At 33.7% G+C, this 19,600-nt stretch carries 22 protein-coding genes; 18 read left to right on the top strand and 4 right to left on the bottom strand.

The window, feature by feature from the left end; all coding sequences use genetic code 11:
* The 12 genes from P8H68_RS03745 to P8H68_RS03800 all read left to right on the top strand — a co-directional run.
* The coding region (locus tag P8H68_RS03745) for a DNA polymerase (RefSeq protein ID WP_300321789.1) at window positions 1-360 on the top strand (360 nt) is incomplete at its 5' end.
* 209 nt (window positions 361-569) lie between these two features.
* Window positions 570-1,025, top strand: coding sequence for a 50S ribosomal protein L13 (gene rplM / locus P8H68_RS03750; protein ID WP_300321791.1), 456 nt, complete (start codon window positions 570-572; stop codon window positions 1,023-1,025).
* A gap of 2 nt (window positions 1,026-1,027) precedes the next feature.
* On the top strand, window positions 1,028-1,414 hold the full coding sequence (gene rpsI / locus P8H68_RS03755) for a 30S ribosomal protein S9 (protein ID WP_300321794.1): 387 nt from the start codon (window positions 1,028-1,030) through the stop codon (window positions 1,412-1,414).
* A gap of 180 nt (window positions 1,415-1,594) precedes the next feature.
* On the top strand, window positions 1,595-2,368 hold the full coding sequence (rpsB, locus tag P8H68_RS03760) for a 30S ribosomal protein S2 (protein ID WP_300321797.1): 774 nt from the start codon (window positions 1,595-1,597) through the stop codon (window positions 2,366-2,368).
* A gap of 48 nt (window positions 2,369-2,416) precedes the next feature.
* Window positions 2,417-3,385 carry a translation elongation factor Ts gene (tsf, locus tag P8H68_RS03765; RefSeq protein WP_300321800.1) on the top strand — a complete coding sequence of 323 codons (969 nt, stop codon included), beginning with the start codon at window positions 2,417-2,419 and terminating at the stop codon, window positions 3,383-3,385.
* An 85-nt stretch (window positions 3,386-3,470) separates the two neighbouring features.
* Window positions 3,471-4,115, top strand: a complete 645-nt coding sequence (aat, locus tag P8H68_RS03770) for a leucyl/phenylalanyl-tRNA--protein transferase (RefSeq protein ID WP_300321803.1) — start codon at window positions 3,471-3,473, stop codon at window positions 4,113-4,115.
* Window positions 4,116-4,206: 91 nt separating this feature from the next.
* Complete coding sequence (locus P8H68_RS03775; protein ID WP_300321806.1) at window positions 4,207-4,533, top strand: nucleotide pyrophosphohydrolase; 327 nt, start codon at window positions 4,207-4,209, stop codon at window positions 4,531-4,533.
* A 2-nt stretch (window positions 4,534-4,535) separates the two neighbouring features.
* Window positions 4,536-4,796, top strand: coding sequence for a hypothetical protein (locus P8H68_RS03780; RefSeq protein ID WP_300321809.1), 261 nt, complete (start codon window positions 4,536-4,538; stop codon window positions 4,794-4,796).
* Between the two features lies 1 nt (window position 4,797).
* Complete coding sequence (locus P8H68_RS03785) at window positions 4,798-6,009, top strand: 3-phosphoshikimate 1-carboxyvinyltransferase (protein WP_300321812.1); 1,212 nt, start codon at window positions 4,798-4,800, stop codon at window positions 6,007-6,009.
* A 147-nt stretch (window positions 6,010-6,156) separates the two neighbouring features.
* Window positions 6,157-7,206, top strand: coding sequence for a tRNA preQ1(34) S-adenosylmethionine ribosyltransferase-isomerase QueA (gene queA, locus P8H68_RS03790; RefSeq protein WP_300321814.1), 1,050 nt, complete (start codon window positions 6,157-6,159; stop codon window positions 7,204-7,206).
* A 108-nt stretch (window positions 7,207-7,314) separates the two neighbouring features.
* Window positions 7,315-8,364, top strand: a complete 1,050-nt coding sequence (gene rlmN, locus P8H68_RS03795) for a 23S rRNA (adenine(2503)-C(2))-methyltransferase RlmN (RefSeq protein WP_300321817.1) — start codon at window positions 7,315-7,317, stop codon at window positions 8,362-8,364.
* A gap of 67 nt (window positions 8,365-8,431) precedes the next feature.
* Complete coding sequence (locus P8H68_RS03800) at window positions 8,432-9,409, top strand: polyprenyl synthetase family protein (RefSeq protein WP_300321819.1); 978 nt, start codon at window positions 8,432-8,434, stop codon at window positions 9,407-9,409.
* Between the two features lie 7 nt (window positions 9,410-9,416).
* Here P8H68_RS03800 and P8H68_RS03805 read toward each other — a convergent pair whose 3' ends face one another.
* Both P8H68_RS03805 and P8H68_RS03810 read right to left on the bottom strand, forming a co-directional pair.
* On the bottom strand, window positions 9,417-10,589 hold the full coding sequence (locus P8H68_RS03805) for a carboxypeptidase-like regulatory domain-containing protein (RefSeq protein ID WP_300321822.1): 1,173 nt from the start codon (window positions 10,587-10,589) through the stop codon (window positions 9,417-9,419).
* 143 nt (window positions 10,590-10,732) lie between these two features.
* A complete protein-coding gene (locus P8H68_RS03810) occupies window positions 10,733-12,268 on the bottom strand; it encodes a GH3 auxin-responsive promoter family protein (protein WP_300321825.1) in 1,536 nt (511 codons plus the stop codon).
* Between the two features lie 201 nt (window positions 12,269-12,469).
* Here P8H68_RS03810 and P8H68_RS03815 point away from each other — a divergent pair, with 201 nt between their 5' ends.
* The 3 genes from P8H68_RS03815 to P8H68_RS03825 are packed head-to-tail and all read left to right on the top strand — an operon-like array spanning window position 12,470 to window position 14,625.
* A complete protein-coding gene (locus P8H68_RS03815; RefSeq protein WP_300321827.1) occupies window positions 12,470-13,264 on the top strand; it encodes a DUF2797 domain-containing protein in 795 nt (264 codons plus the stop codon).
* Window positions 13,265-13,268: 4 nt separating this feature from the next.
* Entirely contained in the window at window positions 13,269-14,216 is a 948-nt protein-coding gene (locus P8H68_RS03820) for a GSCFA domain-containing protein (RefSeq protein WP_300321830.1), read from the top strand.
* A 58-nt stretch (window positions 14,217-14,274) separates the two neighbouring features.
* Window positions 14,275-14,625, top strand: a complete 351-nt coding sequence (locus tag P8H68_RS03825; RefSeq protein WP_300321833.1) for a hypothetical protein — start codon at window positions 14,275-14,277, stop codon at window positions 14,623-14,625.
* Between the two features lie 49 nt (window positions 14,626-14,674).
* Here P8H68_RS03825 and P8H68_RS03830 read toward each other — a convergent pair whose 3' ends face one another.
* Entirely contained in the window at window positions 14,675-14,962 is a 288-nt protein-coding gene (locus tag P8H68_RS03830) for a rhodanese-like domain-containing protein (RefSeq protein WP_300321836.1), read from the bottom strand.
* Between the two features lie 189 nt (window positions 14,963-15,151).
* On the opposite strand from P8H68_RS03830, the gene gpmI reads away from it, so the two are divergent.
* From gpmI to P8H68_RS03845, 3 genes are all read left to right on the top strand, one after another.
* Window positions 15,152-16,669 (top strand): 2,3-bisphosphoglycerate-independent phosphoglycerate mutase, encoded by a 1,518-nt coding sequence (gpmI, locus tag P8H68_RS03835; RefSeq protein ID WP_300321838.1) that lies wholly within the window; start codon window positions 15,152-15,154, stop codon window positions 16,667-16,669.
* 129 nt (window positions 16,670-16,798) lie between these two features.
* Window positions 16,799-17,266, top strand: coding sequence for a hypothetical protein (locus tag P8H68_RS03840; RefSeq protein ID WP_300321840.1), 468 nt, complete (start codon window positions 16,799-16,801; stop codon window positions 17,264-17,266).
* A complete protein-coding gene (locus P8H68_RS03845; RefSeq protein WP_300321843.1) occupies window positions 17,266-18,540 on the top strand; it encodes a YHYH protein in 1,275 nt (424 codons plus the stop codon). Before P8H68_RS03840 ends, P8H68_RS03845 begins: the two co-directional genes overlap by 1 nt.
* A gap of 151 nt (window positions 18,541-18,691) precedes the next feature.
* On the opposite strand, the gene P8H68_RS03850 is transcribed toward P8H68_RS03845, so the two are convergent.
* Window positions 18,692-19,405, bottom strand: a complete 714-nt coding sequence (locus tag P8H68_RS03850) for a T9SS type A sorting domain-containing protein (protein ID WP_300321845.1) — start codon at window positions 19,403-19,405, stop codon at window positions 18,692-18,694.
* Window positions 19,406-19,600: the final 195 nt, after the last annotated feature.

A 19,600-nucleotide genomic window follows, 5' to 3' on the forward strand; every position in this document is an offset into this window, starting at 1 on the left:
AGGGACCATGGTTATGTAGAAACCATCTCAGGAAGAAGACGTTATTTAAAAAACATCAACTCACAAAATGGAATGGTACGCTCTGGAGATGAAAGAAACGCCGTGAATGCTCCTATCCAAGGGAGTGCAGCCGATATTATCAAAATAGCGATGATCAATATTCAAAAGCATTTTGATGCAAACACATACAAATCAAAAATGTTACTACAGGTACATGATGAATTGGTATTTGATATGCATAAAGACGAACTTTCTACACTAGAACCTATCATAAAAAGCGAAATGGAAAATGCATTTAAGCTTTCTGTTCCTTTAGACGTGGAAGTCGGAACTGGAGACAACTGGTTACAGGCGCATTAAAAAAAAGAAAACCACAAGTAATTTATACACCAATGCCTCTGTTGATTTGAACTTCAAATACAGAGGCATTTTCTTATTCTTTAGTTGACTATAAATCAGCATATAAAATATTTCAAAACACTATTGTTCAAGTAGATTATTGTTACTATATTTGCAGCCCTTTTAAAAGGGAAAAATATTTTATTAATCTATACAAAAACTAATAGTGTATGAACACATTAAGTTACAAAACAGTATCGGCAAACAAAGAAACTGCTAATAAAGAGTGGTTAGTTGTTGATGCGGACGGACAAACATTGGGTCGTTTTGCTTCTAAAGTAGCAATGCTAATTAGAGGTAAGTACAAAACAAACTTCACTCCTCACGTAGATTGTGGAGACAATGTAGTTGTTATCAATGCAGACAAAATTATTTTAACTGGAAAAAAATGGACAGATAAGTCTTACATCCGTCACACAGGATATCCAGGAGGTCAAAGATCTTTATCAGCAACAGAAATGTTCGAAAAAGATCCTACTCGTTTAGTCGAGAAAGCTGTAAAAGGAATGTTACCTAAAAACAAATTAGGTGCTGCACTTTTCAGAAACTTATATGTATATGCTGGAGCTGAGCACCAACAATCTGCTCAAGAGCCTAAACCATTTAACGTAAACGACCTTAGATAATTATGGAAACAGTTCACAAAATAGGAAGAAGAAAGACGGCTGTAGCCCGTGTTTACTTATCAGAAGGATCAGGAAAAATCACAGTTAACAAAAGAGAATTTGCTAACTATTTTTCAACTTCTACATTAAGATATAAAGTACAACAACCTTTAGCATTGACAGAAAACATCGAAACTTTCGATATCACTGTAAATGTTTTTGGAGGTGGAGTTACTGGTCAAGCAGAAGCAATTCGTTTGGCAATTTCAAGAGCTTTATGTGAGATTGATGCTGACAACAGAGCAATCTTGAAACCAGAAGGATTACTTACTAGAGACCCAAGAATGGTTGAGCGTAAGAAATTCGGACAAAAGAAAGCAAGAAAAAAATTCCAATTCTCGAAACGTTAATCCGTTTTATTGGATATTTTATTCAAAGTCCTTTTTGGACTTTACAAAGTACAATTATAATCAAGTTATCGAAACCCTGTTTAGGCAGGGTTTGTTTAGCATCTAAATAAATAAGACCGTTCAAAAAAACAAACGCTACTTATTTATTGCTATTCACAGAGAACGTAAACAAATAACAAAATGGCAAACATCGAAATTAAAGAATTATTGGATGCTGGTGTACACTTCGGACACCTTACAAGAAAGTGGAATCCAAACATGGCTCCTTATATCTATACTGAGCGTAATGGAGTTCACATTATTGACCTTTACAAAACAGCGGCTAAGATTGAAGAATCTTCTGTAGCTTTAGAAAAAATTGCAGCATCAGGAAGAAAAATCCTTTTCGTAGCAACTAAAAAACAAGCTAAAGACATCATCGCTGATAAGGCTGCATCTGTAAACATGCCTTACATTACTGAAAGATGGCCTGGAGGAATGTTAACTAACTTCGTAACTATCAGAAAAGCTGTTAAGAAAATGGCTCAAATTGATAGAATGAAAGTTGACGGATCTTTCGCTGCTTTATCTAAAAGAGAACAATTACAAATCGAACGTCAAAGAGCTAAATTAGAAAAGAACTTAGGTTCTATCTCTGATATGACTCGTTTGCCAGCTGCTTTATTTGTAGTTGATGTTAAGAAAGAGCACATTGCTGTTTCTGAAGCTCAAAAATTAAACATTCCTGTATTCGCTTTAGTTGATACAAACTCTGACCCAAAGGCTGTGGATTATGTAATCCCTGCTAATGATGATGCTTCAAAATCTATCGAAAAAGTAATCGGTTTCTTAATCGATTCTATCGCTAGTGGATTGAGCAACAGAAAATCTACTAAAGATAAAGCTGAAGCTGCTCCAGCACCTGCAAAAGCAGAAGCAGAAGCTGCAGCTCCTGAAGTAAAGGAAGAAAAATAATTGAGTTTAAATTAACTCGTTTTATAAACAACATTAAATTATAATATCATGGCAGAAATTAAAGCTGCAGACGTTATGAAGTTGCGTAAAGCAACTGGGTCTGGAATGATGGATTGTAAAAAAGCTTTAGTTGAGGCTGAAGGTGATTTTAACGGTGCAATTGAAATCCTTAGAAAAAAAGGACAAAAAATCGCTGCTAAAAGAGCTGACAGAGAATCTTCTGAAGGTGCTGCAATCGCAAAAGTAAATGCTGATAATACAGTTGGTGTATCTATCGTATTAGGATGTGAAACTGATTTCGTAGGAAAGAACGAAAGTTTTGTTGATATGGCTACTAAGTTAGCTGAGCAAGCTTTGAACTACACTACAAAAGAAGAGTTTTTAGCATCTGATTTCGGAGGAATTACTGTTGCTGAAAAATTAATCGAGCAAACTGGAGTTATCGGTGAAAAAATCGACTTAAACGACTTCACAAGAGTTGAAGCTCCTTATGTTGGTTCTTACATCCACGTTGGAAACAAAATCGCTTCTTTAGTAGGATTGTCTGCTAAGATCGATGGTGTTGAAGCTGTTGGTAAAGATTTAGCTATGCAAGCTGCTTCTATGGGTGCAACTTCTTTGTCTTACAAAGATTTTGATCCTGCTTATGTTGCTGCTGAAACTGAAGCTAGAATAGCTGTTATCGAAAAGGACAATATTGAACTAGGAAGATTAGGGAAAACATTGAAAAATGTACCTCAATTTATTTCTATGTCTCAATTGTCTGAAGAGGTATTGGCTAAAGCTGAAGAAGCTGCTAAAGCTGAATTGGCTGCTGAAGGAAAACCAGAAAAAATCTGGGATAGAATTTTACCAGGAAAAATGGAAAGATTCATTTCTGACAACACTACTTTAGATCAAGAGCAATGTCTTTTAGATCAAAAATTCATCAAAGATGAAAAGAAAACTGTATCTGAGTACGTAAGTTCTTTAGGTGACGTTTCTGTAGTAAATTTCTCTAGAGTTTCTTTAGGATAATTTACCAATCATATTTTAAAAAGGCTGTTTGTTTTCAAACAGCCTTTTTTGCTTTTTAACAAAAACAACGAAACTCCAATTTTTCATGTGGCTCTCCGAAACCAATATAAACTTCCCTGACATCCATGAGGTTACAGAAGAAGGAATACTTGCACTTGGAGGCGACTTAAAACCTGAACGCCTTCTCAAGGCGTATCAAAATGGAATCTTTCCTTGGTATAGTGAAGGTGAACCTATTATATGGTACTGTCCAGACCCTAGAATGGTCTTGTTTTTTGATCAATTAAAGATTTCTAAAAGCATGCGCAGCGTCCTCAAAAAGGATCGATTTAAAATCACATACAACCAGAATTTTGAACAGGTCATCGCTAACTGCAAAACCATCGATAGAAATGATGGTTTGGGTACTTGGATTACCAATGATATGCAAGCAGCCTACATCGAACTCCATAAAATGGGTATTGCAAAATCCGTTGAAGTTTGGCAAAACGATGAGCTTGTCGGTGGTTTATACGGAATTGACCTTGGAAATATCTTCTGTGGAGAAAGCATGTTTAGTAAAGTCAGTAATGCGTCCAAAACGGCATTTATTCACCTAGCTCAGAAACTTGAAAAAGAAAACTATCAGTTTTTAGATTGCCAGGTTTACAACGATCATTTAGCCAGTTTAGGGGCAGAAGAAATCTCTCGAGAGACCTTCTTACATCTTCTTAAAACCTCAAAGAAATAAAGCCCACTGCTTTAAGGTTTCTTTGTCATTTTTGCTTGCAACAATATTAAAAGACTTATGTATATTTGCCATGCTTTAAAGAATCACAACCATGGACATAAAAAACGCTCAATTAGCAGTTGACACTTGGATCAAAGAACACGGTGTTCGTTATTTCAATGAACTGACTAACATGGCTCAATTAACCGAAGAAGTTGGTGAAGTTGCCAGAATAATTGCTCGCCGCTACGGTGAACAATCAGAAAAAGAAAGCGATAAAAACAAAGACTTAGGAGAAGAATTAGCCGATGTAGTTTTTGTGGTTTTATGTTTGGCTAATCAAACCGGTATTGATCTACAAAAGTCATTTGACAAAAAATTGGATTTCAAAACTAAAAGAGATCACAATCGTCATCACAACAACGAAAAATTAAAATAATTATGAAAGAACACAACATTTTAAAAGTTCCTTTTTGGAAAGTAGCATTGCGTTTTACCACAAGTTTTCTGGTATTACTAGGGATCGTATTATCTGCAGCTGCCTATTTTAAAAATGGAAACATGGATGCAATGAACGATGCCATGTTAGATGGCTCTTGGGTTAAATTTGTTTTAATTAGAGTTGCAATCGCAATTGTATATGGAGTTGCCATGGCATACTTCTCAAGAAATAAAGCTAAAAAACTTCAAGGACTTAAATAAGATGGATAGTTTAAAATTACACCACTTCAAAGGAGACGTAAATAAAGAGATTCAAATTACAGGATCAAAAAGCGAAACAAACAGATTGCTAATTTTACAGCAATTATACCCTAATCTAGAAATTGAAAATATTTCTAACTCGGATGACAGTAAATTGATGATGGCAGCACTTTCTAACAAAGGTGAAGAAATCAATATCGGTCATGCAGGAACTACCATGCGTTTTTTGACAAGTTTTCTTTCTATCAAAGAAAATTCTAATGTAATCCTTACAGGATCTGGGAGAATGAAAGAACGACCTATTGGAATTCTTGTAGATGCATTAAAAACTCTTGGTGCTGATATTACATATATAGAAAATGAAGGATTTGCACCCTTAAGAATCAAAGGAACAAAACTAAAAGGAGGCAAAGTTACCATCAACGGAAATGTGAGTAGCCAATACATCTCGTCTTTATTATTAGTCGCTGCAAGTCTTGAAAAGGGAATTGAACTAGAATTTGAAGGAGCGATTACATCTGTACCCTATATTCAGATGACTTTAAGTTTGCTAAACGAAGTTGGTATTGAAACTTCTTTTGAAGGACAGTTTATTAAAATATCTCCTAAAAATGCTATCGAGGATAAAAAAATCACCGTAGAATCTGACTGGAGTTCTGCTTCTTATTACTACAGCCTTGTTGCATTGAGTAAAAATGGCAAAATAAAATTAAACTCATACAAAGAAAAAAGTCTTCAAGGAGATAGTGTATTATCTGAGATTTATAAAAGTTTTGGTGTTCAAACGACATTTGAAGAAAATAGCATCACTTTAGAAAAAATACAAGGATTTACAAATCCTGAAAAAGTAAGCTTTGACTTGATAAAAGCTCCAGATACTGCACAGACTATCGCAGTTACAGCTTTTGGAATGGGAATTGCTTGTGACCTTACGGGTTTACATACTTTAAAAATTAAAGAAACTGACAGATTGGTAGCTTTAGACGTGGAACTAAAAAAATTAGGTGCAGATATTTCTGTAACCAATGAAAGTTTACACCTTAACCAGGCAACAGAAATCAAAAGCAATGTTGCGATTGACACCTACCAAGATCATAGAATGGCAATGGCCTTTGCTCCATTATTATTGAAAACTTCTATCATCATAAATGAAGCAGCTGTAGTTTCTAAATCATACCCAACATTTTGGGAAGATTTCTCTAACTTTCAGTAGACAAAATACATTCAAATAAAAAAAGCCTAGCTCGTAATTTTACAAGCTAGGCTTTTATTTTTCAATTAATTAAAATTAAATGGTCAAACACTTGACAACCCCTATCTCGATATCGTATATTTGCCAACTATTTTCTAAAACACACAAATGAAATTATCTGCATTTAACTTTGAGTTACCTGATGACTTATTAGCTGAATACCCTGCTGAACACAGAGACGAGTCTCGTCTTATGGTATTAAACAGAAAAGAACAAACTATAGAGCACAAACAATTTAAAGACTTGATCAACTATTTTGATGATGGAGATTTAATGTTGCTGAATGATACTAAAGTATTTCCAGCTCGTTTGTTTGGAAACAAAGAAAAAACAGGAGCAAGAATTGAAGTTTTCTTATTAAGAGAATTGAATGCTGAAAACAGACTTTGGGATGTTTTAGTAGATCCTGCTCGTAAAATAAGAATTGGAAATAAATTATTTTTTGGAGATGACGATAGCTTAGTTGCTGAAGTTATTGACAATACTACTTCTAGAGGTAGAACGTTACGTTTCTTATTTGATGGTTCTTATGAAGCATTTAGAGATAAATTGACTTCATTAGGAGAAACACCAATTCCTAAATACATCAGAAGAGAGGTTGAAGAAAGTGATGCTGAGCGTTACCAAACTATCTACGCTAAAAACGAAGGTGCTGTTGCAGCTCCTACTGCTGGTTTACACTTTTCAAAACACTTAATGAAGCGTTTAGAAATCAAAGGTGTTGATTTTGAAGCCTTGACTTTACACGTTGGTTTAGGAACCTTTAGTGCCGTTGAAGTAGAGGATTTATCAAAACACAAAATGGATTCTGAGCAAGTTATTATTTCAGAAGAATCTGCTGCTAAGGTAAATGACACTATCAAACGCAAGAAAAGAATTTGTGCAGTGGGTACTACAGTTATGAGAGCTGTTGAATCTTCAGTATCTCCTACAGGAAGTTTGAATCCTTATGATGGATGGACACATAAATTTATTTTCCCTCCTCATGATTTCAGTATTGCCAATGCAATGATTACTAACTTCCACACACCTAAGTCAACATTAATGATGATGACTGCAGCATTTGCAGGTTATGATTTCTTGATGAAAGCTTATGATGAAGCTGTAAAAGAAGGATATCAATTCTATTCTTATGGTGATGCCATGTTAATTATCTAAGATAATATATCTCAATAAATAAAAATCTCGTATCTACTTTAGGTACGAGATTTTTTTATAAATAAGAAGTATCTTTGCCCACGAAACACGACAAAATTTTTACAACTTATGACAGTTAAGAAAAAAGACATTAGAGCTTTAACAAAAGAACAATTGAGAGCTTTTTTTGTTGAGAATGGAGATAAGGCCTTTAGAGGAAACCAAGTGTACGAATGGCTATGGTCTAAATCTGCTCATAAGTTTGAAGACATGACCAATGTTTCTTTGCCTACAAGAAACATGTTGGAAGAAAATTTTGTCATCAACCACATTCAAGTGGATGATATGCAAAGAAGCTCTGACGGAACGGTTAAAAATGCAGTAAGACTGCATGATGGTCTTATTGTAGAGTCTGTTTTAATTCCTACCGATACAAGAACTACAGCCTGTGTATCGAGTCAAGTTGGGTGTAGTTTGGATTGTAAATTTTGTGCCACTGCAAGATTAAAGCGTATGCGAAATTTAAATCCCGATGAAATCTATGATCAAGTTTCTGCCATCAACCAAGAGAGTTTATTATACTTCAACCATAAGCTATCGAATATTGTGTTTATGGGAATGGGAGAGCCTCTTATGAACTACAATAATGTACTTGCTTCTATTGAAAAAATAACTTCGCCAGAAGGTCTTGGAATGTCCCCTAAAAGAATTACCGTCTCTACATCAGGAGTGCCTAAAATGATTAAAAAATTAGCGGATGATAATGTAAAATTCAACTTAGCGGTTTCCTTACATTCTGCCATTGACGAAGTAAGAACTCAAATCATGCCTTTTAATGAAAACTTCCCTCTAAAAGATTTGAAAGAATCATTAGAATACTGGTATGCTAAAACCAAAAGAGCAGTTACTTATGAGTATGTTGTTTGGGATGGCATCAATGACAATAAAGAAGCCATCAGAGCCTTGGTAAAATTCTGTAAATACATTCCATCCAAAGTAAATATCATTGAATACAACCCAATAGATGATGGGGAGTTCCAACAAGCCAGCAAGAAATCAATTACAGATTATGTAAGCGTTCTTGAAATGAACGACATAACTGTAAACGTAAGAAGAAGTCGTGGAAAAGATATTGATGCAGCTTGCGGACAATTGGCAAATAAAAGTACAAAAGCGTAATATTTAAAAGAGAATGTTTTAAGTTTACACTTCCATAATTTAACCCCTTAGAGAACAACTTTCATCAATGAAAGCAGTAGAGCAAATTAAATTTCCGATTACAAAAGAGATGGAACTTTTTGAAGAAAAGTTCAAGGATTCTATGCTATCTAAGGTTCCTTTACTAAATAGGATCACCTATTATATTGTAAGGAGAAAAGGAAAACAAATGCGCCCGATGTTTGTTTTTTTGGTTGCAAAAATGGTTTCAAATGGAAAATTTTCAGAACGAACCTATCGCGGTGCCTCTGTAATCGAATTGATTCATACCGCTACCCTTGTTCATGATGACGTGGTAGACGACAGCAACAGAAGAAGAGGATTTTTCTCTATCAATGCTTTATGGAAAAATAAAATTGCAGTATTGGTTGGTGATTTTTTATTATCAAAAGGTCTTTTATTATCTATTGACAACGACGATTTTGATATTTTAAAATTGATCTCAGTTGCCGTTCGTGAAATGAGCGAAGGGGAATTACTTCAAATTGAAAAAGCAAGAAGACTTGATATCACTGAGGAGGTATATTTTGAAATAATCCGTCAAAAAACAGCTACCTTAATTGCAGCATGTTGTGCTATTGGAGCCGCATCAGTTGGTGCTGAAGAGGAAGAAATTAAAAAGCTACATGAATTCGGTGAATTGATTGGAATTGCTTTTCAAATTAAGGATGATCTTTTTGACTACTCAGAAAGTAATATTGGAAAACCTACTGGAATAGATATTAAGGAGCAAAAAATGACTTTGCCCCTTATTTATACTTTGAACAATTGCTCAGAAAAAGATAAAAAATGGTTGATCAATTCTGTTAAGAAACACAATACAAACAAACAACGAGTTAAGGAAGTGATCAATTTTGTAAAAGACAATGGCGGTATTGAATACACGATCAGTAAAATGAAAACGTATCAAAATAAAGCCTTAGCTATTCTAAATTCTTACCCAGATTCTGACTACAAAGATTCTCTCAAAACGATGATTAACTACGTTGTTGAGAGAAAAAAATAGTCCAATTTTATTTATTTACTAGTTTGAATTGAGTATCCAAAGGCACTCCATACAAACCTTCAATATCCGATTTAATTTTCTTGTAGAAATTGGTATCTGGAGGCAAACTTAAATTAGCCCAAAAATCTGTATGATACGGTAAATCTAACAAGCCCATATCTTTGTCTATTCCGTAATCTTTAATTTTCATTTTAGATTTATTCGTTTCAACAGAATATAAAGTAGCTTCTGCTTTATAAGAAGTTCTACTTGCAACGGTATTTCTATATTTTTCTGGCACTCTATTATTTTCTAACACCCACTCATGGTTGAAATAGCTCAACACCAATTTCCCACTTTTATGCGTTTTATAAAGGTATAAAGTTCTACCTCTTTCTACTCTATATACTTTGTAAGTATCTATCCCAATATATAGAGTTATTTTTTCCCATTTCATTTTTGGATTTTGCCCGATGAGTATCAAAACATCCTCCCCTTCATAAGAAGAACTACCCGTTTTTTTCCATTCAAATTTCTTCAAGTTTCTTCTATGCTGAGAATCTACCTTGCTATGCAGAGGATTCAACTGTATCATTCCGTTTACCCAATGATTCCAGTCTTTCGATTTCCAAACTCTATAATCCGCAGATTTTCTCGCTTCTGTTACCTGTAATCTTCCCAATCCATAAGCAGGACCTCTATCAATATATTTTACATAATTCTCTACAAAATATTTGGATGTTCCACCTTCCGTTGTGGCACGTCTAAATAACATTTCCGACATATGTGTAGAGCTTAACGTATTTGTTTTTAAGCTTTTTAAAGCATTTAAAACATAGGTTTTATCGCTCAATAAAACGACATCATCCATAAGAATAGCACTTTCAGACAAAATAATTTTTTTATCCTTAGTTGCTAAAAAATCAGCCACAGTAATATAGACGGAATTAAAACCTAGAGACGAAATGGTTAACGTATCCTTCAATTCATCTTCAGACACATACATAGAAAACTCACCCTCGTCGGTACTAGAGGTACCTTTACTTTTTGCAACTATACTAATCGATGCGTAAGGGATAGTAATGTCGGTTTCATCTAAAATGACTCCTTTAACTTCAATGTTTTTTGTTTGCGCTGATAGTTTTGAGATTGAGAAAACAACTCCAAGAATTAAGCTATATAAAATAAATTTGGTCTTCATAATTTAAAAATAATTTGAGTTCCTTAAAAAAGGATGATGTCAAAAATACATCTTCCTTGATATAAAAAGTATCTCTATTATCCTAATATCGGAAACATATGAACTATTTACATAAATACAAGTTGAGTTTATTCTAAAAAAACCTACACTAAGTTCCTAACTTTTAAAGTATTCAATAACAATAATTCTTCCATCAACTTTCTATTATTGGATAACCTTGGGATTTTATGTTGCCCACCTAATTTATTTTTTGACTTCAACCAGTCATAAAACAAGTTTTCTCTTGAAAAATTTATCTTCGGAAAGCTTAAGGTCATATTTTTATACCGTTTCGCTTCATAGTCTGAATTTACTTTTTGCAACGCCAAATCCAAATACTCACTGAACTGAGTTCTACACTCCGGTTCCTTTTTAAATTCAATCATCCATTCATGAGCACCTTTTTCTTTTCCTTCCATAAAAATGGGTGCCACTGTGTAATCTAATATTTCAGCACCGCTTTGTCTGCATGCCATTTCTAAAGCATTCTCCGTATTTTCAATAATCAACTCTTCTCCAAACACATTGATAAAATGTTTGGTTCTTCCAGTGATCTGAATTCTATAAGGTTTCAAACTTGTAAATTTAACGGTATCCCCTATCAGATACCTCCACAAACCAGAATTGGTTGTAATCACAATCGCGTAATTAACATGTAACTCCACTTTATCTAATGCAATTGCCTTTGAATTTTCTCCGTCGTATTCAGACATCGGAATAAATTCATAAAAAATTCCATAATCGAGCATCAATAAAAGTTCATCGGAATTATTTTTGTCTTGTATTGCAAAAAATCCTTCAGATGCATTATAGGTCTCGCAATATCGAAAGGAATCACTTGGAATTATTTTTTTGTATTGTTCTCTGTAAGGAGTAAAATTCACTCCTCCATGAAAATAAACCTGTAGGTTAGGCCAAACTTCTAAAATATTATCTTTTCCTGTAACCTCTAAAACTTTATTCAACAGAACCAGCATCCAAGAGGGAACTCCAGCCAAACTAGTAATATCCTCATGGATTGTCTCATGAACAATAGCATTCATTTTTTCTTCCCACTCGCTCATAAGAGCTGTTTTTTGTTTTGGGGCACTACTGAAATCGGCCCAAAAAGGCATGTTCTCAATAATAATAGCGGAAAGATCACCAAAGTAAGTATTGTTATCTTCATAAACCGCGCTACTACCACCTAGTCTCAAACTTTTTCCTGAAAACAAATCAGCCTCTGGATTGTTATTCAAAAAAAGACACAGCATATCTTTTCCTGCATTCATATGACAATACTCTATCGCTTCATCACTCACCGGAATGTATTTGCTGTTTGCAGTGGTAGTTCCACTCGATTTGGCAAACCATTTGATTTGAGAAGGCCAAAAAATATTTTGTTCACCTCTTCTAGTTCTTTCAAGCATACTCTCAATACTCTCGTATTTTTGAATAGGCACAAGGCTAGAAAACTCATCGTAGGAAGAAATTTTTCGAAAACCATGACTTTTTCCAACTTCTGTGTTTCTAGCAGTTTTTAATAAATTTAATAAAAGTTCATTTTGAACTTCAACAGGATACTTCACAAAAAGGTCCAATTGATGTTTTCTTTTCTTTAAAAACCAAGACAGAATGGAGCTAACAAATAAAAATTTCATAACAATTAAAGTATCTAAACTCTGATTTTTTTCACAATTAATTCTATTTCATTGGACTATAGAAATCCTCAGAAAATAAGGAATTACAGATTTTAAATTTTCAAGATTTAAAATACATACCTATCTTTATCAAGTTAAATTTAGTGTTTTTTTTTAAAGTACAAACACTAAAATAAATTTCACATCAACAACATTCCACAAATGAAATACCAAGGAGTTTTAAAAAAAATGAATACTGAATATTCTGACACCATAGAATATTATTTAGAAATGGGAGATGATTTTTTAAATATTAACCAGCTCCTAGACAGAAAAGTAGAGATTCAATTTGAAAACTATCAATGTTTGAGTTGTGGAAAACAAAAAAAAATATTTCGACAAGGTTTTTGCTATGATTGTTTTTATGAACAACCGTCTGCCGGGGACTGGATCATGAAACCAGAATTAAGTAAAGCGCATTTAGGAATAGAAGATAGAGATTTAGAATATGAGAAAGCGGTACAACTAAAACCGCATATTGTTTACCTAGCACTATCCAGTGAAATTAAAGTAGGTGTGACAAGAAAAACACAAGTACCCACCCGTTGGATAGACCAAGGAGCTAGTAAGGCCTTGTCTATTTTAGAAGTTCCAAATAGATATTTAGCTGGTATTGCGGAGGTTGCCTTGAAAGCCTATGTAAGCGATAAAACAAGCTGGCAAAAGATGTTAAAGAATGATATTTTTGACGGAGACTTAAATTTAAAAAAAGAGGAACTAGTTCAATATTTACCTGAAGAAGTGCATCCCTATATTTTAGATGCATCAGAAAATATACTTGATTTAAATTATCCTGTAAACCAATATCCAACTAAAATAAAAAGCTTAAATATTATCAAAGCCGATTCTTATGAAGGTGTTTTAAAAGGAGTCAAAGGTCAGTATTTAATTTTTGAAGATGGAACGGTATTTAATGTTCGTAACAATGAAGGTTTGGTCGTTTCATTAAATCTTTAATCCTATGGAAAATTCTATTTTCAGAACGCAATACAAAATAAACAAGGAGTTAAGATCTATAAATTATAACTCTGAAATAATTTTATTTGGATCTTGTTTCTCTGAAAATATTGGAGCGAAATTTGACTATTTTAAATTTCAATCTACAACCAATCCTTATGGTATTTTATTCAATCCAGTAGCAATTGAAAAAGCTATTTCTGAATGCATTGAAGGGAAAAAATATGCTGACAAGGATTTGATTTCTCATAATGATTTGTGGCATAGTTTCAACCACCATTCTGATTTTTCTAGAAGTGAAAAAAATGAAGTTCTAAACAAGATCAACACAACAATTACTACTACTCAAAAAAAACTAAGGTCTGCTTCACATATCATTATTACTCTAGGTACTTCATGGGTGTATCAATCAAATGAGACAAAAGAAATAGTAGCTAACTGCCATAAAATTCCTCAAAGAGAATTTTCCAAAAAACTACTTTCCGTCACAGAAATTGAAAAAAGCATAAAGAATATTAAAGACACAATTTATAATTTCAATAGTGATGTTCATATTATTTTTACAGTTAGCCCTGTCAGACATCTAAAAGATGGAATGATAGAAAACACCTTGAGCAAATCACACTTGATTGCTGCAATTCACAATTCTCTTGACACAAACACGTCTTATTTTCCTGCTTATGAAATTATGATGGACGATCTTAGGGATTATAGATTTTACAAAGAGGATATGTTACATCCAAATCAATTAGCTGTGGATTACATATGGGAAAATTTCAAAAAAACATGGATAGCAAATGAGACAGAAAAACTTCAAGAAACCATAGATAATATTCAAAAAAGTTTAGCACACAAGCCATTCAATCCCTCATCAGAACAACATAAAAAATTCAGAAACAAGCTGGAAAAGAGGATTTTGGAATTGAAAAATAATTTCAATATTTCTTTTTAGTCTTCTTAAATAAAAAATCTCATATAATTTTTTAGTATATTTACTTATATACAAAAAAATGAAAAAGATTAGTATTGGAATTATCATTGGAGCTCTGCTTGGAATGTTGATAAGCAGCTATTTTGTTAATGATTATACTTTTGAGAAAGTAATCTATACAAAAATTACGCTCAGCACCTTATTAGTTGGTCTATTTTGTGGGAGTTTTGCTAACCTACATCTAAAGCCATTTAATTTATTTATGGGGTGTTTGGTTATTGGAATTGTCGTTTTTTATGCAAAATTTTTAATTACAGGCCATCATTTTGACCCAATTAATATGGGAACCTTTACTGGTGCCATGATCGGTTCTATATTTTACGTTATGGAAAAAATAAAATTGCACAATAGACCTGACTTTGAAGTATAAAAAAAGCGACTAAGATATTTAGTCGCTTTTTTTATAGTCTCTATATTTTTTACATGTATTGATCTACATTTTCCCATGGTCCACCATTGATAATGTCAATACCATGTTGTTTTAGAAAATCAGTAGCCTGACCACTTCTAGCTCCGCTTCTACACACAGCGATCACTTGTTTTCCTAAATCTTTAACTGTAGAAATATTTCCTGGTATTCTATCGAGTACAATATGCTCAGATCCAGCTACATGCCCTTCCGCATATTCAGCATCAGTTCTTACATCTAATACAACTGCTCCATTTTTCAAGTATTCTTGAATTTTTTCATTATCAAAATTTGCCATTTTTTTTATTTTAGTTTGTTCAATAACAAAATTAATAAATAAGAAAATAAATAAGCTATAAATTTAGTTTAAATCTTAGCACCGATTATTAATTTATCTAACAAACTCAAACGAATTCGTTAATATTTACTGCTATTCAAATATTATTCATAAATCATTTTTATCTTTGGGCAATTAAATTTTTACAACATGGATAAGAAAGTAATCTTGATGATATTAGACGGTTGGGGTGTTACACAAGACCCTAAAGTCTCTGCTGTTTTTAATGCGAAAACTTCATATATAGACGGTCTATATAACAAATTTCCAAATGCTACTTTACGTACAGATGGTGAACATGTTGGATTGCCAGAAGGCCAAATGGGAAATTCTGAGGTAGGGCACATGAATCTTGGAGCTGGTAGAATTGTATACCAAAACCTAGCTCGAATTAACAAAGCGGTTAAAGAAAAAACTTTAGGAAAGGAAAAGGTGCTTTTGGATACTTTAAACTATGCTAAAGAAAATAATAAAAATGTTCATTTATTAGGACTTGTTTCTAATGGTGGTATACACGCACACATCAATCATTTAAAAGGAATTTTAGATGTTGCAAAAGAAAACGAAGTTGAGAATGTATTTTTACATGCCTTTACAGATGGACGTGATTGCGATCCAAAATCTGCTCCTTATTTCTTAAATGAAGTTCAGGAACACATGAATGTTTCAACAGGAGAGATAGCAACTGTTACAGGTCGTTATTACGCCATGGATAGAGACAATCGTTGGGAAAGAGTTAAGGAAGCTTATGACGGATTGGTTCATGCTGAAGGAAAGAAAACAACAGATATCATTGGCGCAATCAATGAAAACTATGAAGCAGGAATTACAGATGAATTCCACAAACCAATCGTTGTAACAAACGAAGATGGTACTCCAAAAACACAAATTAAAGAAGGAGATGTTGTCTTATTCTTTAACTATAGAACTGACAGAGGTAGAGAATTGACAAATGCATTGTCTCAAAATGACTTCCCTGATTTTGGAATGAAAAAATTAGACTTGTACTACACAACGATTACTTTATACGATGAAAGTTTTGAAGGAATCAATGTAATTTATAACACTGACAATATCAAAAACACAATCGGTGAAGTTTTATCTGCGGCGGGTAAAAAACAGATTCGTATTGCTGAGACTGAAAAGTACCCACACGTTACTTTCTTTTTCTCTGGTGGACAAGAAGCTCCATTTGAGGGTGAATCTAGAATCTTAAGAAACTCTCCAAAAGTTGCGACTTATGATTTACAACCAGAAATGAGCGCCTATGAATTAAAAGATGCTCTTTGTGAAGATCTAGAAAAAGGAGAAGCAGATTTTGTATGTTTGAATTTTGCCAACGGTGATATGGTTGGACATACTGGAATGATGGATGCAGCAATCAAAGCATGTGAAGCAGTAGATGAATGTGCACAAGCTGTGATTGAAACAGGTTTAGCTAACGGTTATTCAACCTTACTTATAGCTGATCATGGTAACTGTGAAACAATGATGAATCCTGATGGAAGTCCTCATACAGCGCATACTACCAACCCAGTCCCAATGATTTTAATAGACAAAGAATTAAAATCTATCAAAGATGGTGTTTTAGGAGATGTTGCTCCAACTATCTTAGATATGATGGGCGTAGAACAGCCAGAAGAAATGACTTGTAGTTCTTTATTATAAAAAAAACTAAATATCTTATGGAAAACCCAATGTGTAATACATTGGGTTTTTTTAGGTTAAAAAAACAAAATTGAATCCTGATTATAGGGTTTTCTATTTGTATCTTGTTTTATAATAAAACCTATTAGAATGAAAAAAATCCTACTACTAATCCTTTCGCTAATATTTTGTTCCGCAACCATGCATGTCCAAAGTATTGGAATCTGCACCATCAAAGAAACAGAGGATGCTATTGAATATAGCTTTGTGTTCCCAAAAGAAAATATTCCTCAATTTCATGAATCTTTAAAAGACTATAAGGATGATGTAAAAGATTTATTAGTACTGAAAAACATTATCCATGAAAATATTGGCATCACCATTAATGATAAAGTAGCTGATCTAAAATACGATACAACGATTTCAGAACTTAGATTTGTGACACTAAAATTTAAAACAACAAACCACCAAGATATAACTTCGTTAACAATAAAAAACAAAGGACTTGATTTTACAAATGAGCATTTTAATTCTTTCGACTTTTGGCTCTATTTGCAAAATAAAAAGCGCCTTTTTAAACTAAAAGCTGATCGTAAAACCCTAAAAGCAATCTACTAATGAAACCACTACACCTTATTATTTCTTCAATTTTACTTATAAATAACTGGACATATTCTCAGTGCGATTCGGCGGCCATATTTGCTGAAGAATCGGACAATGCGGTATGTACTGAAATTATAGGCAATGTAAAATACGTGTATGCCAACTCCATACCAAACCATGCCGCTGGAGGCTTAAATGGAAACTTTAGTGTATTGGGTCAAGACGATACATGGGCCATGTGTGCCTATCCAACTCAAGGAGCGAGTACAACCCAATTATATGGAGACGATGAAGCCCAAGGCTGCAGCACTTCCGGATCATATAAATTTGGAGTCGCTGAGAACGGAGTTCTTTATGCTCCAAGTTCCACCGAGTATTTTGAAATTTTAGATTCAGATACCGGTGTTGCAACTGGAGAATATAATTACGACTGGAATATTGAGGCAGTCAAAGCCTTTGGAATGAATTCTCAAGGAGCACATTTAAATGCAAAAGGAGAATACCACTACCATTCTATTTCTATAGACTATTTCACGAAAACGAATGGAGTCAATTTAGGAATCGACGGTACTTCCTTTTCTCCTATCGTGGGATATGCTGCTGATGGATTTCCGGTATATTATAAATATGCATACACTGATGCCAACGACAGTAACAGCGCTATTATAGCTTTTGACTCTGGATGGCAATTAAAATCTGGAAATCGACCAGGAGATAGTTTCTCAGCACCAGGCGGAGCCTATGATGATGAACCAAATGATGAGAATGGTGACGACGGGTTGTATATTGAAGATTATGAGTTTATACAGGCCAATACTGATTTGGATGAATGCAATGGTAGATATGGTGTTACACCGGATTATCCTCAAGGAACTTATTATTATGTATTAACGGATAGCTGGCCATATATTCCAAGATGTTTTAATGGGGCTCATGTAGACGAGTCCTTCTTAATAGGACCGGCCAATGTTTGTCCAGCCTCTTCTGCTGATACAAGCTGTTCAGCAAACCCATCTCTGTCGGCTCAAAAAATAAATTTTGTGAATGGCATAAAGGTGTATCCAACGGTCGTAACTCGCTCATTTGAAATTTTAACTCCAATAAACACCAACCAAGAGAATTACCAATTAGAATTATTAAATAGTATGGGAATACTTGTTTTCCAAAAAGAAAATCTAAAAACTCAAGATATATCAAGCTTACCCAATGGCGTTTACTATCTAAAAATCTCTGTAGAAAACACGAGCGTGATTAAAAAAATTATTATCAACTCACAGAGCAATAACTAATGTTTGTTGGAATAAAATTTGTCTAAGGTTTATAAATCTGACAATAGCAAGAGAAGTTTCCTTTGAAACCAAACTCTAAAATTCTTTGACACAAAAAAGCCTATAAGAAATTTTTCATAGGCTTTTATTTTTTTTGAATTCCGTTTTATACTTAGTTTTTTATCACTTGAATAATTCCAAAATCTGTTTTTACTGAATAGATCCCCGATTGCAAAGTAGTTAAATCAATAGATTTTCCTCCTTTTTGAGATGAAACCAATCTACCGGTCACATCAAAAACAGCATAAACCTCACTTTCTTGTCCAAAATTCACTACTCCGTTGGTCGGATTTGGATATGCCCCAATAGAAGGTGAATTTTCAAAATCTTCTATACTTAACAGATCTACTTCTGCCTGAGATTTGATGGAGATCAGTTGATTATCACTTGCTCCTGCACCCCCAAAAACTTGCATACTTGTATCTCCTCCTTTATAATAAGCTAGGTAAACCAAAATTCTATAAGATTTTGTTTCAGCTGAAGATAAATCTTGTAAAGCAGGAATCGTTATCGACCCAGAAGGGTCCGCATAAGAAGGTCCGGCCCCATCAACGGTAACCCAATCATTTCCAGTAGCAGCATCTGCAGCAGCATCATATGCTTTACTTTGGAAAGAAAACAAAGCAAACCATTTCGTATCTGCAACGCCATCTGTAGAACCTAAAGTATAATCAATAGTATAATTAATAACGTCCCCTGGTTTAAAAACATATTCTCCGTCAATCAAATAATCAGATTTATTTGACCATGAAAATGTGGGAGGAACAATTTGTGCATAGGTAATAGCACTTAATAGAAATACCGCAATTAATGTAATTTTTTTCATAATTTAAATTTAAGTTTATGGTTTATACTGAAACTAAAGTACACTAAGCACAAAACCATTCAAAACCAAAAGCTTATATGTGAATATCAAGTCTAGTAATTTATGTAAAACAACCACACTATTTAACTACTCCCTAGACAATTAACTACTCAAACTAGACAACTAGACAGCTTTTCAACTAGGTTTTGAACTGTA

Source organism: Flavicella sp., from assembly GCF_029238425.1.
In the GTDB taxonomy this organism is placed as follows: Bacteria; Bacteroidota; Bacteroidia; order Flavobacteriales; family Flavobacteriaceae; genus Flavicella.